General features: G+C 48.3%; 11 protein-coding genes and 1 tRNA gene. All 12 read right to left on the bottom strand.

The genetic code is table 11. The features are described from left to right. Positions 1–79 precede the first annotated feature (79 nt). Positions 80–2,182 (bottom strand): elongation factor G, encoded by a 2,103-nt coding sequence (fusA, locus tag HRH59_RS18815; protein ID WP_173502804.1) that lies wholly within the window; start codon positions 2,180–2,182, stop codon positions 80–82. A gap of 26 nt (positions 2,183–2,208) precedes the next feature. Further along, complete coding sequence (gene rpsG / locus HRH59_RS18810) at positions 2,209–2,679, bottom strand: 30S ribosomal protein S7 (protein ID WP_027672433.1); 471 nt, start codon at positions 2,677–2,679, stop codon at positions 2,209–2,211. Positions 2,680–2,769: 90 nt separating this feature from the next. Further along, entirely contained in the window at positions 2,770–3,144 is a 375-nt protein-coding gene (gene rpsL / locus HRH59_RS18805) for a 30S ribosomal protein S12 (protein WP_019677787.1), read from the bottom strand. Positions 3,145–3,294: 150 nt separating this feature from the next. Then, the gene (gene rpoC / locus HRH59_RS18800; protein ID WP_173502803.1) at positions 3,295–7,476 is read right to left on the bottom strand and encodes a DNA-directed RNA polymerase subunit beta'; all 4,182 of its coding nucleotides are present in this window, start codon (positions 7,474–7,476) and stop codon (positions 3,295–3,297) included. Between the two features lie 65 nt (positions 7,477–7,541). Then, on the bottom strand, positions 7,542–11,567 hold the full coding sequence (gene rpoB, locus HRH59_RS18795) for a DNA-directed RNA polymerase subunit beta (RefSeq protein ID WP_173502802.1): 4,026 nt from the start codon (positions 11,565–11,567) through the stop codon (positions 7,542–7,544). A 174-nt stretch (positions 11,568–11,741) separates the two neighbouring features. After that, on the bottom strand, positions 11,742–12,107 hold the full coding sequence (gene rplL, locus HRH59_RS18790) for a 50S ribosomal protein L7/L12 (RefSeq protein ID WP_173502801.1): 366 nt from the start codon (positions 12,105–12,107) through the stop codon (positions 11,742–11,744). Positions 12,108–12,170: 63 nt separating this feature from the next. Next, positions 12,171–12,665, bottom strand: a complete 495-nt coding sequence (rplJ, locus tag HRH59_RS18785) for a 50S ribosomal protein L10 (RefSeq protein WP_173502800.1) — start codon at positions 12,663–12,665, stop codon at positions 12,171–12,173. Positions 12,666–12,951: 286 nt separating this feature from the next. Further along, a complete protein-coding gene (gene rplA, locus HRH59_RS18780; protein ID WP_173502799.1) occupies positions 12,952–13,653 on the bottom strand; it encodes a 50S ribosomal protein L1 in 702 nt (233 codons plus the stop codon). A 3-nt stretch (positions 13,654–13,656) separates the two neighbouring features. After that, on the bottom strand, positions 13,657–14,085 hold the full coding sequence (gene rplK, locus HRH59_RS18775) for a 50S ribosomal protein L11 (protein WP_027672427.1): 429 nt from the start codon (positions 14,083–14,085) through the stop codon (positions 13,657–13,659). Positions 14,086–14,205: 120 nt separating this feature from the next. Then, positions 14,206–14,733, bottom strand: coding sequence for a transcription termination/antitermination protein NusG (nusG, locus tag HRH59_RS18770; RefSeq protein WP_408015069.1), 528 nt, complete (start codon positions 14,731–14,733; stop codon positions 14,206–14,208). A gap of 15 nt (positions 14,734–14,748) precedes the next feature. Continuing rightward, on the bottom strand, positions 14,749–15,123 hold the full coding sequence (gene secE, locus HRH59_RS18765; RefSeq protein ID WP_173502797.1) for a preprotein translocase subunit SecE: 375 nt from the start codon (positions 15,121–15,123) through the stop codon (positions 14,749–14,751). A gap of 75 nt (positions 15,124–15,198) precedes the next feature. Next, positions 15,199–15,275, bottom strand: a tRNA-Trp gene (locus HRH59_RS18760). Positions 15,276–15,430 lie beyond the last annotated feature (155 nt).

The raw sequence follows: 15,430 nt of genomic DNA, 5'->3' as shown, positions 1-15,430 counted from the left end.
TACGTTCAAATTTAGCCTTAGCCATGTATAGACCCTTCTTTATTTAATTGCGGCCTGCTTTGCAGGCCAAACTAAGTTATTAATATGCTTGACGCGCAGCGATAATAGCTTCTGTCACGTTGTTAGGAGCTTCAGCATACTTCAATGGTTCCATTGAGTATGAAGCGCGACCCTGACTTAACGAACGCATGTTGGTTGCATAACCAAACATTTCAGATAGCGGCACATGCGCATCGACGATTTTGATACCACCAGGTGCATCTTCCATGCCGTTGATAATACCGCGACGACGGTTTAAGTCACCAACAATATCACCCATGAAGTCTTCCGGTGTTACCACCTCAACTTTCATGATTGGCTCAAGAATAACCGGCTTGGCTTGCAGCGCACCTTTTTTGAAGCCCATCGACGCAGCGATTTTAAACGCCATTTCGTTTGAGTCAACATCGTGGTACGAACCGTCAAACACTGTAACTTTAACGTCAATTACCGGGTAGCCAGCAAGAATACCGTTTTTCATTTGTTCCTGAATACCCTTATCGATAGCCGGGATGTATTCTTTTGGAATTACACCACCCACTACAGCATTCACGAACTCATAACCGGCACCTTCTTCCTGCGGCTCAATTTTCAGCCAACAGTGACCAAACTGACCACGACCACCAGACTGACGCACGAACTTACCTTCCACCTCTGTTGCGCCGCGCAGTGTTTCACGGTAAGAAACCTGTGGTTTACCCACGTTAGCTTCTACTTTGAACTCACGACGCATACGGTCAACAATGATGTCCAGGTGTAATTCGCCCATACCGGAAATGATCGTCTGACCGGTTTCCTCGTCAGTATGTACCCGGAAAGATGGATCCTCAGCCGCTAATTTACTTAGCGCGACACCCATTTTTTCCTGATCAGCTTTGGTTTTCGGTTCAACCGCAACAGATATTACCGGCTCCGGAAATTCCATCCGTTCCAAAGTGATAATATGGTCAGGCGAGCACAAGGTGTCACCCGTTGTTACGTCTTTGAAACCAATACCGGCAGCGATGTCACCGGCACGTACTTCTTTAATTTCCTGACGGTTGTTGGCGTGCATTTGCACGACACGACCAATACGCTCTTTTTTCATTTTTACCGGGTTGTAAACGGTATCACCAGTATTGATTACACCGGAGTACACACGGAAAAATGTAAGCGTACCCACGAAAGGGTCAGTAGCAATTTTAAACGCCAGTGCAGCAAAAGGTTCGTCATCACTGGAGTGACGCTCACCTTCTGACTCATCTTCATTGATACCGGTAATCGCCTTAACTTCTGTTGGAGAAGGTAAGTATTCGATTACTGCATCCAGCACTGCCTGAACGCCTTTGTTCTTAAAAGCAGAACCGCACAATACCAGCACCGCTTCATTACGCAGCGTTAACGCGCGCAATGCAGCTTTGATTTCGTCTTCAGAGAACTCGTCGCCCTCTAAATAGCGCTCCATCATATCTTCATTGGCTTCTGCCGCTGCTTCGATAAGATTTTGCCGCCATAACTGACACTCTTCTAACATGTCAGCGGGGATCGCTTCATAAGTGAACGTCATACCCTGGTCTTCCATATTCCAGTTTATGGCTTTCATCTTAATCAGATCGACAACACCTGCGAAATCGTCTTCAGCGCCGATAGGCAGCTGAATAGGTACAATGGTACTGTTCAGACGTGTTTGCGCCTGTTTAACAACGCGTAAGAAGTTGGCGCCGGTGCGGTCCATTTTATTAACGAAGATCAACCGCGGTACTTCATACTTGTTGGCTTGACGCCAAACAGTTTCCGTTTGCGGTTGAACCCCTGATGACCCACACAACACAACTACTGCGCCATCCAATACCCGCAGCGAACGTTCAACTTCAATCGTGAAGTCAACGTGGCCGGGGGTATCGATGATATTAACGCGGTGCTGCTCAAACTGAGCATTCATACCAGCCCAAAACGTAGTAGTTGCAGCAGACGTGATAGTAATACCACGCTCCTGCTCCTGCTCCATCCAGTCCATGGTCGCTGCGCCGTCATGCACTTCACCGATCTTATGTGACAGACCGGTGTAGAACAGCACGCGCTCAGTAGTTGTGGTTTTACCCGCATCTACGTGAGCACAGATACCAATGTTGCGGTAGCGTTCTATTGGGGTTGTACGTGCCACAATAATATCCTCTTGTTAAGACAGGCTTACCAACGGAAATGGGCGAACGCTTTGTTAGCTTCGGCCATACGGTGCACGTCTTCACGTTTTTTCACTGCAGAACCTTTGTTGTCAACGGCATCCAGCATTTCACCAGCTAAACGCTGTGCCATTGATTTTTCACCACGTTTACGGGCAGCTTCAACCAACCAACGCATTGCCAGAGCATTACGACGTACCGGACGAACTTCACATGGTACCTGGTAGGTAGAACCACCTACGCGGCGTGATTTAACTTCGACCGTTGGACGAATGTTGTCCAGAGCTACTTCAAAAATGTCTAAATGTTCTTTCTTAGACTTGGTAGCTGCTAACTCTAATGCGCCGTATACGATTGATTCGGCTGTAGATTTTTTACCGTCGACCATAACGACGTTTACAAACTTGGCAAGTAATTCACTTCCGAATTTAGGATCTGGAAGAATTTTACGTTGACCTATGACGCGTCTTCTTGGCATTCGTAACTCCGATTGCTTCAGGTGATTCCAAAACTTTTAATACATTAAAGAAAAAAAGTTGTTTAGTTTGGCCTTACTAACGGAGTACCGTTATTTCTTAGGCCGCTTTGCACCGTACTTAGAACGGGCTTGTTTACGATCTTTAACGCCAGCACAGTCTAATGTGCCGCGTACGGTGTGGTAACGCACACCTGGCAGGTCTTTTACCCGGCCACCGCGAATAAGCACAACACTGTGCTCTTGCAGGTTATGGCCTTCACCACCAATGTAAGAAGAAACTTCGAATCCGTTAGTTAAACGAACACGGCATACTTTACGTAATGCTGAGTTTGGCTTCTTAGGTGTAGTGGTGTATACACGGGTACAAACACCACGCTTCTGCGGGCAAGCTTCAAGCGCCGGAACGGTGCTCTTGGCTACCTTCTGGCTGCGCGGCTTACGCACTAGCTGGTTGATTGTTGCCATTAAATACTCCTGGTTAATATATACCCAATAAACGTGAAAATTCCGCACCCCAAATTTAGGGTCGCGGAATTCTAATGGTCAAGCTTTGACCTGTCAAGTTACAAAGCCAATTGCTGCTAATTTAGCCAGCAATCGGCGATGTTTCCTTGCTTACTCGTCGTTGCCGGACAAATCCATGTTCAGAGCGTCAGACAAGGCTTGCTCAGCTGTCTCTGCACTCATTGCCGGTTCAACAACTTCGTTATTGCCACCGCGTTGACGCAGACGGGCACGGTTTTGGTGATACGCAAAACCGGTACCTGCCGGGATCAAACGGCCAACAATTACGTTTTCTTTCAGACCACGCAGTTCATCAATCTTACCGCCTACGGCGGCTTCAGTCAGAACGCGGGTCGTTTCCTGGAACGACGCTGCCGAAATGAACGAGTCAGTCGACAATGACGCCTTGGTAATACCCAGTAATGAACGCTCGTACTGCGCTGGCATTTTACCGGCTGCTTCCAATTCGCGGTTAGCGATATTGACGCGGGCCACTTCTGCCATTTCGCCTTCTAAGAACTCACTGTCGCCAGGGCTGGTGATTAAGCACTTACGCAGCATCTGACGGATAATGGTCTCGATGTGCTTATCGTTGATCTTAACGCCCTGTAAACGGTAAACGTCCTGTACTTCGTTCACAATGTAGCTGGCCACATGGTGGATACCACGTAAACGCAGGATATCATGTGCTGACTCCGGACCTTCAGAGATAACTTCGCCTTTTTCAATGCGCTCACCTTCGAACACATTAACCTGACGCCATTTCTGGATCATCTCTTCATGCACATCACCCTGATCAGGTGTGATCAACAGACGACGCTTACCTTTTGTCTCTTTACCGAAGCTGATAACACCTGAAATCTCAGCCAGAATGGCCGGGTCTTTCGGTTTACGCGCTTCAAACAAGTCAGCAACGCGCGGCAGACCACCGGTAATGTCACGGGTCTTCGAGCTTTCCTGAGGAATACGCGCCAATACTTCACCCGATTTAACGGTAGCACCATCAGTTACTTCGATAGTGGTAAAGCTTGGTAAACGAATTTCCTGCAGCGCACCATCGTCCATAGTCAGGATAAGTTTTGGCTCTTTAGCGTTAGCCTTGGCCAAATCTTTAACTACGGTACGGGTTAAGCCGGTTAACTCATCCGTTTGTACTTCGGTGTTGGTATCGTCAACGTCACTGTGATTAACCTTGGCACCACGCTCAACGATAATCGGGTGTGAGTGCGGATCCCAGTTCGCTACGATCTGGCCGGCAGTGATCTTGGCGTTATCGTCTGTCGTCAGGATTGAACCGTACGGCAGTTTATAACGCTCTTTCTCACGGCCTAACTCGTCAAATACCGTCACTTCAGCAGAACGAGAGGTAATAACAATCTTGTTATCCGCATTACGCACAAACTTGGCATTTTGCAGTTTTAAGGTACCGGCAGTTTTAACCTGAACGCTGTTCTCTGCAGAAGCCCGTGATGCCGCACCACCGATGTGGAAGGTACGCATCGTCAGCTGTGTACCCGGCTCACCGATTGACTGTGCCGCAATAACACCGACTGCTTCACCGGCGTTGATCAGGTGACCACGCGCTAAGTCACGGCCGTAACACTTGGCACACACACCAAAGTCAGTCTGACAGGTAATTACCGAGCGTACATGTACTTCGTCGATTGAGTTCTGCTCTAAGGCATCACACAATTGCTCGTCCAACATTGTACCGTCAGCAACTAATACTTCACCGGTAGTAGGTGATACAACATCACCGATAACTACGCGGCCCAGTACGCGCTCACGCAGACCTTCTACTACGTCACCACCTTCAATCAGTGGCTTCATGATAATGCCCTGATCAGAACCACAGTCCTGCTCAGTCACAACCAAGTCTTGTGCTACGTCTACCAGACGGCGGGTCAGGTAACCGGAGTTAGCTGTTTTCAATGCGGTATCGGCAAGACCTTTACGCGCACCGTGCGTCGAGATGAAGTACTGTAATACGCTTAAGCCTTCACGGAAGTTCGCCGTGATTGGCGTTTCGATGATTGAACCATCCGGCTTGGCCATCAGACCACGCATTGCTGCCAGCTGACGGATCTGCGCCGGAGAACCCCGCGCGCCAGAGTCGGCCATCATGTACACAGAGTTGAAAGACTGCTGTTGTACAGTATTACCGTCACGGTCAACCACGTCTTCTTTTGACAGGTTGTCCATCATCGCCTTAGACAATACTTCGTTGGCGGTAGACCAAATATCGATAACTTTGTTGTACTTCTCACCGGCGGTAACCAGACCTTGTTGGAACTGGTCCTGAATTTCAGCCACTTCAGCTTCTGCTGCGTCGATGATTTCAGTTTTCGCATCCGGAATAACCATATCGTTAATACCTACCGATACGCCTGATAACATAGCGTAATGGAAACCGGTATACATGATTTGGTCAGCCAGAATAACGGTCTTTTTCAGACCGATACGGCGATAGGCACCGTTTAATAAGCGTGAAATTTGCTTTTTACCCATTGCCAGGTTGATTGAATCAAAGGCTAAGCCTTCCGGCAAAATGGAGTACAAAATCGCGCGGCCAACAGTGGTATCGCGTACTGCTGTGGTTTCAGTACGGGTACCGTCTTCAGCAAATTCTACTTCGGTGATACGCACTTTGACTTTAGCGTGCAGGCTGGCACAGTCAGCGCGGAAGGCTTTTTCAGCTTCTTTCGCACTTTTAAACATCATGCCTTCGCCTTTGGCGTTAACTGCTTCACGCGTCATGTAGTACAAACCTAATACAACGTCCTGTGAAGGTACGATGATAGGTTCGCCGTTAGCTGGCGACAGTACGTTGTTCGTTGACATCATCAACGCACGGGCTTCTAACTGTGCTTCAATGGTTAACGGTACGTGTACCGCCATTTGGTCACCGTCGAAGTCGGCGTTGTAGGCCGCACACACCAGTGGGTGTAACTGAATAGCTTTACCTTCGATCAGAACCGGTTCGAACGCCTGAATACCTAAACGGTGCAGGGTTGGTGCACGGTTTAACAGTACCGGGTGTTCGCGGATCACTTCGTCCAGCACGTCCCATACCGCGCCTTCTTCACGCTCAACCATTTTCTTAGCGGCTTTGATGGTTGTCGCTAAACCGCGGGTTTCCAACTTGCCATAGATAAACGGCTTGAACAGTTCCAGTGCCATTTTCTTCGGCAGACCGCACTGATGCAGACGTAAAGTAGGACCAACAGTAATTACTGAACGGCCTGAGTAGTCAACGCGCTTACCTAACAAGTTCTGACGGAAACGACCTTGCTTACCTTTGATCATATCGGCCAAAGATTTCAACGGACGCTTGTTCGAACCGGTAATAGCACGACCGCGACGACCGTTGTCTAATAACGCATCTACTGCTTCCTGTAACATACGCTTTTCGTTACGTACGATAATGTCAGGTGCAGATAAATCTAACAGACGCTTCAGACGGTTGTTACGGTTTATTACACGACGGTATAAATCGTTCAGGTCTGAGGTTGCAAAACGACCGCCGTCCAGTGGTACCAACGGACGTAAATCCGGCGGCAGTACCGGCAGCACTGTCATAATCATCCACTCCGGCTTGTTACCGGAAGTATGGAAAGCTTCCATCAGCTTCAGACGCTTGCTGATTTTCTTACGCTTGGTTTCAGAGTTGATGGTTGGCAGCTCTTCACGCATTTGCTTGATTTCAGTTGCCAGCTCAATGCCTTTTAAGATGTCCAGAATTGCTTCGGCACCCATTTTGGCTTCAAACTCATCGCCATGCTCTTCCAGCACGTCAAGGTATTCTTCTTCGGTCAGCATCTGACGGCGCTCTAACGACGTCATACCCGGCTCAGTTACTACGTAGCTTTCAAAATACAGTACACGCTCGATATCACGCAGGGTCATATCCAGCAACAAACCGATACGGCTTGGCAGTGACTTTAAGAACCAAATGTGGGCTGTTGGGCTGGCCAGTTCAATGTGGCCCATGCGCTCGCGACGTACTTTGGTTAAAGTTACTTCAACGCCACACTTTTCACAAATAACACCACGATGCTTTAAGCGCTTGTACTTACCGCACAAACACTCGTAATCTTTTACCGGGCCAAAAATACGGGCGCAGAATAAACCGTCACGCTCGGGTTTAAAGGTACGATAGTTGATCGTTTCTGGCTTTTTCACTTCACCAAAGGACCATGAACGGATCATGTCCGGCGAAGATAAACCGATACGGATAACATCAAACTCTTCGGTCTTAGTTTGTTGTTTCAGAAACTTTAATAAGTCTTTCACCTTTGCTCTCCTGTAAGAGGTAAACCGGAATGGGGCAGCAAGCTGCCCCCCAACTTAACGTCGGTTTATTCCTCTTCCAATTCGATGTTAATACCGAGCGAACGGATCTCTTTCATCAATACGTTGAAAGATTCTGGCATGCCAGGTTCCATTCTGTGGTCACCGTCAACGATGTTTTTATACATCTTGGTACGGCCGTTAACGTCGTCCGACTTAACGGTAAGCATTTCCTGCAGCGTGTACGCTGCGCCGTATGCTTCCAGTGCCCACACTTCCATCTCACCGAAACGCTGACCACCGAACTGAGCTTTACCACCCAACGGCTGCTGCGTTACCAGGCTGTAAGAACCGGTAGAACGCGCGTGCATCTTATCGTCAACCAAGTGGTTCAGTTTCAGCATGTACATGTAACCTACCGTAACCTTACGCTCGAAGGTATTACCGGTGCGGCCATCGTACAATGTGATCTGACCGCTTGACGGTAAGTCACCCAGCTCAAGCAATTGCTTGATCTCGGTTTCTTTGGCGCCATCGAATACCGGTGTGGCAACAGGTAAGCCTTTACGCAGGTTTTGCGCTAAACGACGCACTTCGTCATCAGTAAAGCTGGCAATATCTACATTCTGGCGTGATTCACCCAGTGCATACACCTTGGTCAGGAAGTCGCGGATTTCTGCCGTTTCTTTCTGCTCTTTGATCATCGCATCAATCTTGTCACCGATACCACGGGCCGCTAAGCCCAGGTGCGTTTCCAAAATCTGACCGATGTTCATCCGTGACGGTACGCCCAGCGGGTTCAGCACGATATCAACCGGCTTGCCGTGTTCGTCGTATGGCATATCTTCTACCGGAACGATAGTTGAGATAACACCCTTGTTACCGTGACGGCCGGCCATTTTATCACCAGGCTGAATGCGGCGCTTAACGGCAAGGTACACTTTAACAATCTTCAGCACGCCAGGAGCTAAGTCATCGCCCTGGATGATCTTACGGCGCTTGGCTTCGAACTTTTTGTCGTACTCAACACGAATTTCTTCGTACTGGGTGGCCAATTGCTCCAGATCGTTTTGCTTGTCTTCGTCGCTTAAGCTCTGATTAAACAGCGCATCGCCTTTCATGGTATCCAGCTTGGCGCGGTCAACACCGCTTTGTTCCAGCAGGTTACGGGCACGGTCAAAAATACCGGCTTCCAGGATGCGGAATTCTTCATTCAGGTCTTTCTTAGCCTGTTTGACTTCCATTTCCTCGATTTCACGCGCGCGCTTGTCTTTCTCTACGCCATCACGGGTAAATACCTGGACGTCAATAACAGTACCGGTTACTGAGTTTGGTACCCGTAACGAGCTGTCTTTTACGTCAGAGGCTTTTTCACCGAAGATAGCACGTAACAGTTTTTCTTCCGGTGTAAGCTGGCTTTCACCTTTAGGCGTTACCTTACCTACCAGAATGTCGCCGCCTTTCACTTCAGCACCGATATACACGATACCGGCTTCGTCCAGCTTGGAAAGCGCAGACTCACCTACGTTCGGAATATCACCGGTGATCTCTTCAGGCCCAAGCTTGGTATCGCGGGCGATACAGCTTAATTCCTGAATGTGAATAGTGGTTAAGCGATCTTCCTGTACCAGGCGCTCTGATAACAAAATCGAGTCTTCGAAGTTGTAACCGTTCCACGGCATAAATGCTACGCGCAGGTTTTGACCTAATGCCAATTCACCTAAATCGGTAGACGGGCCATCAGCCAATACATCACCACGCTCAATCGGCTCGCCATGGTTTACGCAAGGACGCTGGTTAATACAGGTGTTCTGGTTAGAACGGGTGTATTTAGTCAGGTTGTAGATGTCGATACCGGCTTCACCGGCTACCATCTCATCTTCATTTACCTTGATCACGATACGGCTGGCATCAACGTAGTCAATCACACCGCCACGTTTCGCCACTACCGTAACACCGGAGTCTTTTGCCACAACGCGTTCAATACCGGTACCTACCAGCGGCTTATCAGCACGCAGTGTTGGTACGGCCTGACGTTGCATGTTCGAGCCCATCAGTGCACGGTTAGCATCATCGTGTTCCAGGAACGGGATTAACGCCGCAGCAACCGATACGATTTGCTGTGGTGCAACGTCCATATACTGTACTTTGTCAGCCGGCATCAGGGTGAATTCGTTCTTGTAACGACAAGGAACTAATTCTTCTGACAGACGGTTTTCTGCGTTCAGTTCAGCGTTGGCCTGAGCGATAACGAAGTTGCCTTCCTCAATGGCTGACAGGAAGTCGACTTCATCCGTTACCACACCATCTTCCAGACGACGGTACGGTGTTTCAAGGAAGCCATACTCGTTAGTCTGAGCAAACATAGACAGTGAGTTAATCAGGCCGATGTTCGGACCTTCAGGCGTTTCGATTGGACATACACGACCATAGTGTGTCGGGTGTACGTCACGTACTTCGAAGCCGGCACGCTCACGCGTTAAACCGCCCGGGCCTAAGGCAGAAATACGACGCTTGTGCGTCACTTCTGACAGCGGGTTGTTCTGATCCATAAACTGTGACAGCTGGCTTGAGCCAAAGAACTCTTTAACCGCAGCTGAAATTGGCTTGGCATTGATCAGATCCTGTGGCATTACCGCATCTAAATCGCCCAGTGACAAACGCTCTTTCACTGCACGCTCTACACGCACTAAACCAACGCGGAATTGGTTTTCTGCCATTTCGCCAACTGAACGGATACGGCGGTTACCTAAGTGGTCGATATCGTCCACTTCGCCTTTACCGTTACGGATGTCGATTAATACTTTCATTACCGCCAGGATGTCTTCTTTGCTCAGTACGCCGGTGCCGACGCCTTCTTCAAAGTTAACCCGACGGTTGAACTTCATCCGGCCAACCGTTGATAAATCATAACGGTCTTCAGAGAAGAACAGGTTTTCAAATAGGGTTTCAGCGGCATCACGCGTTGGTGGTTCACCAGGGCGCATCATGCGATAAATTTCTACCAGCGCTTCCATACGGTTGCTGCTTGGGTCGATACGAATGGTTTCAGAAACATAAGAGCCCTGATCCAAATCGTTGATATAAAGAGTTTCAAAACTCTCGTAACCGGCTTTAGCCAGTTTTGCCAACAGCTCCAGTGTGAGCTCTGCGTTCGCCTCGGCAATAATCTCTCCGGTTGAACGGTCAGCGTAATTTTTTGCCAGCACACGGCCTACCACATACTCATGTGGTACTTCCATCATGGTCATGCCGGTTTTTTCCAGCTGACGCACGTGGCGTGCAGTAATACGACGGCCTTGTTCTACTATGACTTCGCCATCGTTGTCTTTGATATCAAAACCGGCTGTTTCACCGCGTAAGCGGTTGGCCACTACAGCCATCATCAACTTGCCGTCTTTAATTTCAAACTGAGTGCTTTCAAAGAAAGTGCTCAGAATATCTTCGGTGCTGAATTCCAATGCGCGCAGCAGAATAGTAGCCGGTAACTTACGGCGACGGTCAATCCGCACAAACAGGTTATCTTTGGCATCGAATTCGAAATCTAACCAGGAACCACGGTAAGGAATAACGCGGGCGTTATACAATACTTTGCCTGATGAGTGGGTTTTGCCACGGTCGTGGTCGAAGAACACACCCGGGCTACGGTGTAACTGAGACACGATAACGCGTTCAGTACCGTTAATAACAAAGGTACCGTTTTCGGTCATCAACGGGATTTCGCCCATATAGACTTCTTGTTCACGGATATCTTTGATTGTACCTGGTGCTTCTTTATCGAATAACACCATACGCAGTTTAACGCGTAAAGGAGCTGAGTAAGTAACACCGCGGATTTGACATTCTTTCACGTCAAATACAGGTTCCCCGATGCGGTAGCTAACGTACTGCAATTCCGCACTGCCTGAATAGCTTTTAATAGGGAATACAGAGCGGAATGCGGCTTCTAAACCGTAACCGCCTTCCGGATCAGGCTCGATAAATTTGCTGAACGACTCGATTTGAATCGATAGCAGGTATGGCACATCCAATACTTCCGGACGTTTGCCGAAGTCCTTACGGATACGTTTCTTCTCAGAATAAGAGTAAGTCATGGGGTTCCTCAGCTTGCTGATTTTTTTCCCGACAACCCGTTACAGGTCGCTTTGATACCAGCCATAGTATCAACAGGGGTGGGGAAATCATTGTCCCACAGCGCAAAAAGGCCGGTGATTAATTCATCACCAGCCCAGCCTGAATTTCAGGCGAATAATCCGGTATAAGCCGGATTATTTAACTTCAACAGATGCACCAGCTTCTTCAAGTTCTTTCTTCAGAGCTTCTGCTTCTGCTTTAGAAACGCCTTCTTTGATTGCAGCCGGAGCTGATTCAACCAAGTCTTTCGCTTCTTTCAGACCTAAACCGGTCGCGCCACGTACTGCTTTGATAACAGCAACTTTGTTCGCACCGATACCGGCCAGAATTACGTTGAATTCAGTTTGCTCTTCAGCAGCAGCAGCAGGACCTGCAGCTACAGCTACAGCAGCAGCTGCAGACACACCGAATTTTTCTTCCATTGCAGTTACTAACTCAACTACGTCCATTACAGACATTGCTGCGATAGCATCTAAGATTTGATCTTTAGTCACTGACATTGCTCAGATTCCTAAATTAGGGGACTTGTCCCGATTAAACTCTGTTTCAAACCAAGCGTAAAATTACGCGGCTTGCTCTTGTTTTTGGTCGCGAACCGCGGCAATTGTACGTACAAGTTTGCCGGCTGCTGCCTCTTTCATAGTGCTCATTAAACGTGCAATAGCTTCGTCGTATGTTGGTAACGATGCTAACACTTCAATGTTTACTGTGGCGCCATTAAAAGCTGCACCTTTCAGCTCGAAGTCTTTGTTCTCTTTCGCGAAATCTTTGAAGATACGCGCTGCAGCACCTGGGTGCTCTTTAGAGAACGCAATTAACGTCGGGCCTACGAATGCGTCTTTCAGACACTCAAACTCGGTGCCTTCTACTGCACGGCGAACCAGCGTGTTACGGACAACTTTCATCCATACGCCGGCTTCACGCGCCTGCTTACGCAGCGCAGTGATATTGCCTACAGTGACACCACGAGCGTCTGCGACTACCGCAGATAAAGCACCTTTGGCAGCTTCCTGGACTTCAGCAACAAGTGCTTTTTTGTCTTCAAGCTTAATAGCCATTGGCTCTTAACTCCTGGTTCATCCGGGCATTATTGCCCGTTTGCCTACACATCGCCCTATGTTGCCATAAGGCGCGCGATTTACGGTGAGACCAGAAGGAATCTGATTCTTTCTGGGGCCTGCACCGTCTGCGTAGGTTTTTAGTTTTAAGTCACTCATTTCAAAAGAAAATTGCGACACCTACGGTCTTGGACGGAAGCTGTCATTTCCGAAGAAACACAGCTTCTACCCTAAAAACGAGCCGCGGATTATAAAATAATCACACGGCGCTGTAAAGCACTATGCCTTAAACCGCTGCACTCAACGAGGCTTGGTTCAGGACTAAACCTGCACCGTGGGTAGAAGAAATAGTCACTTTCTTAATGAAGATACCTTTTGCCACTGAAGGCTTGGCACGCTTTAACGCCACCAATAAGGTTTCTAAGTTTTCTTTCAACTTATCAGCATCGAAATCGATTTTGCCGATAGTAGAATGGATAATACCATTCTTGTCGTTGCGGTAACGCACCTGACCTGCTTTCGCATTTTTAACCGCGTCTGCTACGTTAGGGGTAACAGTACCGGTTTTAGGGTTAGGCATTAAACCACGTGGGCCTAAGATCTGACCTAACATACCAACCACACGCATAGCGTCCGGTGATGCGATAACGACGTCGAAATCCATTACGCCTTTTTTAACCTGTTCGGCTAAGTCTTCCATACCAACGATGTCGGCACCGGCAGCTTTAGCGGCTTCAGCGTTAGTACCCTGAGTAAACACGGCAACGCGAACAGTACGACCGGTACCGTGTGGCAGTACAGTTGCACCACGCACGTTTTGGTCAGATTTACGGGCATCGATACCCAGGTTTACAGCAACATCAACGCTTTCCAGGAATTTGCCGGCTGTTAATTCTTTTAACAGTGCAACTGCTTCGTTGATATCGTATTCGCGGGTTGAATCCACTTTAGAACGGATTAACTTAGCGCGTTTAGTTAATTTAGCCATCTGTTAGCCCTCCACCACTAAACCCATAGAACGGGCAGTACCTTCAATAGTACGCACCGCAGCAGCATGATCAGCAGCAGTTAAATCCGGCTGTTTGATCTTAACGATCTCATCAACCTGAGCTGCAGTGATTTTACCTACTTTCTGGGTGTTAGGACGACCTGAACCACCTTTTAAACCAGCTGCTTTCAGTAACAGGAAAGATGCCGGAGGAGTGCGGGTTTCGAACGTGAAAGAACGATCGCTATATACAGTAATTACTACCGGGATTGGCATACCTTTCTCAAGGCTTTCTGTACGGGCGTTAAAGCCTTTACAGAATTCCATGATATTTACACCATGTTGACCCAACGCCGGACCTACCGGGGGCGACGGGTTAGCCATACCGGCTTTAACCTGCAATTTGATAAGTGCAGTGACTTTCTTTGCCATGTTTCACCTCTGTTTCTGGGTCGTAGCCTTGTAAATGCGAGGACACTTACTCAAACGGCTTCCCAATGCTAAAAAGGGCGCAGATTATATTTTAATCAGCGCCCGGTTACAATCTTTATCTTATGCTTTCTCGACCTGGGCGAATTCCAGATCTACCGGAGTAGAGCGGCCGAAAATAAGCACTGATACTTTTACGCGGCTTTTTTCGTAATCTACTTCTTCTACCACGCCATTGAAATCGGCAAATGGGCCTTCAGTAACGCGCACCACTTCACCGGCTTCAAACAATGTTTTCGGTTTCGGCTTATCAACATTGTCCTGTAAACGGTTCAGGATAGTCATGGCTTCTTTCTCAGAAATAGGCGCAGGACGATCTGAAGTGCCACCGATAAAGCCTAATACGCGCGGTACACTTTTTACCAAGTGCCAGGCTTCTTCGCACATTTCCATCTGCACCAGTACGTAACCCGGAAAGAACTTGCGCTCAGACTTACGTTTCTGGCCGGCACGCATCTCGATCACTTCTTCGGTAGGTACTAATACTTCACCGAACTTATCTTCCATCTGGTTGATCTTGATATGCTCGCGCAGAGAGGTCGCAACCCGTTGCTCGAAGCCAGAGAAGGCCTGCACCACATACCAACGCATCTTTCCTGCCATGGTTTAGATCCCCAATCCTGTTAAAAATGACACAAGGCGTAATAAGATACCGTCCAGCCCCCACAGGATTAAACCCATGATCACTGTAGCTACCAACACAACCAAAGTAGTTTGCATCGTTTCCTGCCGTGTAGGCCATACTACTTTGCGCACTTCGGTGCGCGCCTCTTTGGCGAAGTTAATAAAGGTTTTGCCTTTATGTGTTTGTCCTGCCACTACGCCGGCAATAATTACCAGTACTACTATGGCAATTGCACGCTCTAATGCAGATAACTCATACAAATAGTTACCTACCACTGCCAGTGACAGAATAACAAAGACCAGCAACCACTTGATTACATCAAATCCGCTTTTTGGGGTTTCACTTGCTGCGTTCATGCTTTGACTCACTTCACCTTGACTTGCTTAATAGCAACACACTACCGGTACAGCTTTTGCTGTGCCGAAAAATATTGGCAGGGGCAGAGGGATTCGAACCCCCAACCATCGGTTTTGGAGACCGCTGTTCTCCCAATTGGAACTATGCCCCTACAAGGTTGTAAACCTGACATTTCGCCCGGTTTTCAAATAGCCGCTCATTATACTGTCTTAGCGTGCTAAAACAAGCTTACCGTATCCTATTGCAGCATATTTAAGATACAGCGGAATTAAAAAAGGCCCCGCAGGGCCTTTTCTTATCTATCGC

Origin of the sequence: Rheinheimera lutimaris, assembly GCF_013283795.1 — a bacterium.
GTDB lineage: Bacteria > Pseudomonadota > Gammaproteobacteria > Enterobacterales > Alteromonadaceae > Alishewanella > Alishewanella lutimaris.
Note: the sequence above shows the minus strand (reverse complement) of the source record. Positions and strands in the feature narration are given on the sequence as shown.

Coding starts and splice junctions, on each gene's coding strand:
- rpsG (WP_027672433.1), bottom strand. CDS start 2,679: ATGCCAAGAAGACGCGTCATAGGTCAACGTAAAATTCTTCCAGATCCT.
- rpsL (WP_019677787.1), bottom strand. CDS start 3,144: ATGGCAACAATCAACCAGCTAGTGCGTAAGCCGCGCAGCCAGAAGGTA.
- rpoB (WP_173502802.1), bottom strand. CDS start 11,567: ATGACTTACTCTTATTCTGAGAAGAAACGTATCCGTAAGGACTTCGGC.
- rplL (WP_173502801.1), bottom strand. CDS start 12,107: ATGTCAGTGACTAAAGATCAAATCTTAGATGCTATCGCAGCAATGTCT.
- rplJ (WP_173502800.1), bottom strand. CDS start 12,665: ATGGCTATTAAGCTTGAAGACAAAAAAGCACTTGTTGCTGAAGTCCAG.
- rplA (WP_173502799.1), bottom strand. CDS start 13,653: ATGGCTAAATTAACTAAACGCGCTAAGTTAATCCGTTCTAAAGTGGAT.
- rplK (WP_027672427.1), bottom strand. CDS start 14,085: ATGGCAAAGAAAGTCACTGCACTTATCAAATTGCAGGTTAAAGCCGGT.
- nusG (WP_408015069.1), bottom strand. CDS start 14,733: ATGCGTTGGTATGTGGTGCAGGCCTTCTCTGGCTTCGAGCAACGGGTT.
- secE (WP_173502797.1), bottom strand. CDS start 15,123: ATGAACGCAGCAAGTGAAACCCCAAAAAGCGGATTTGATGTAATCAAG.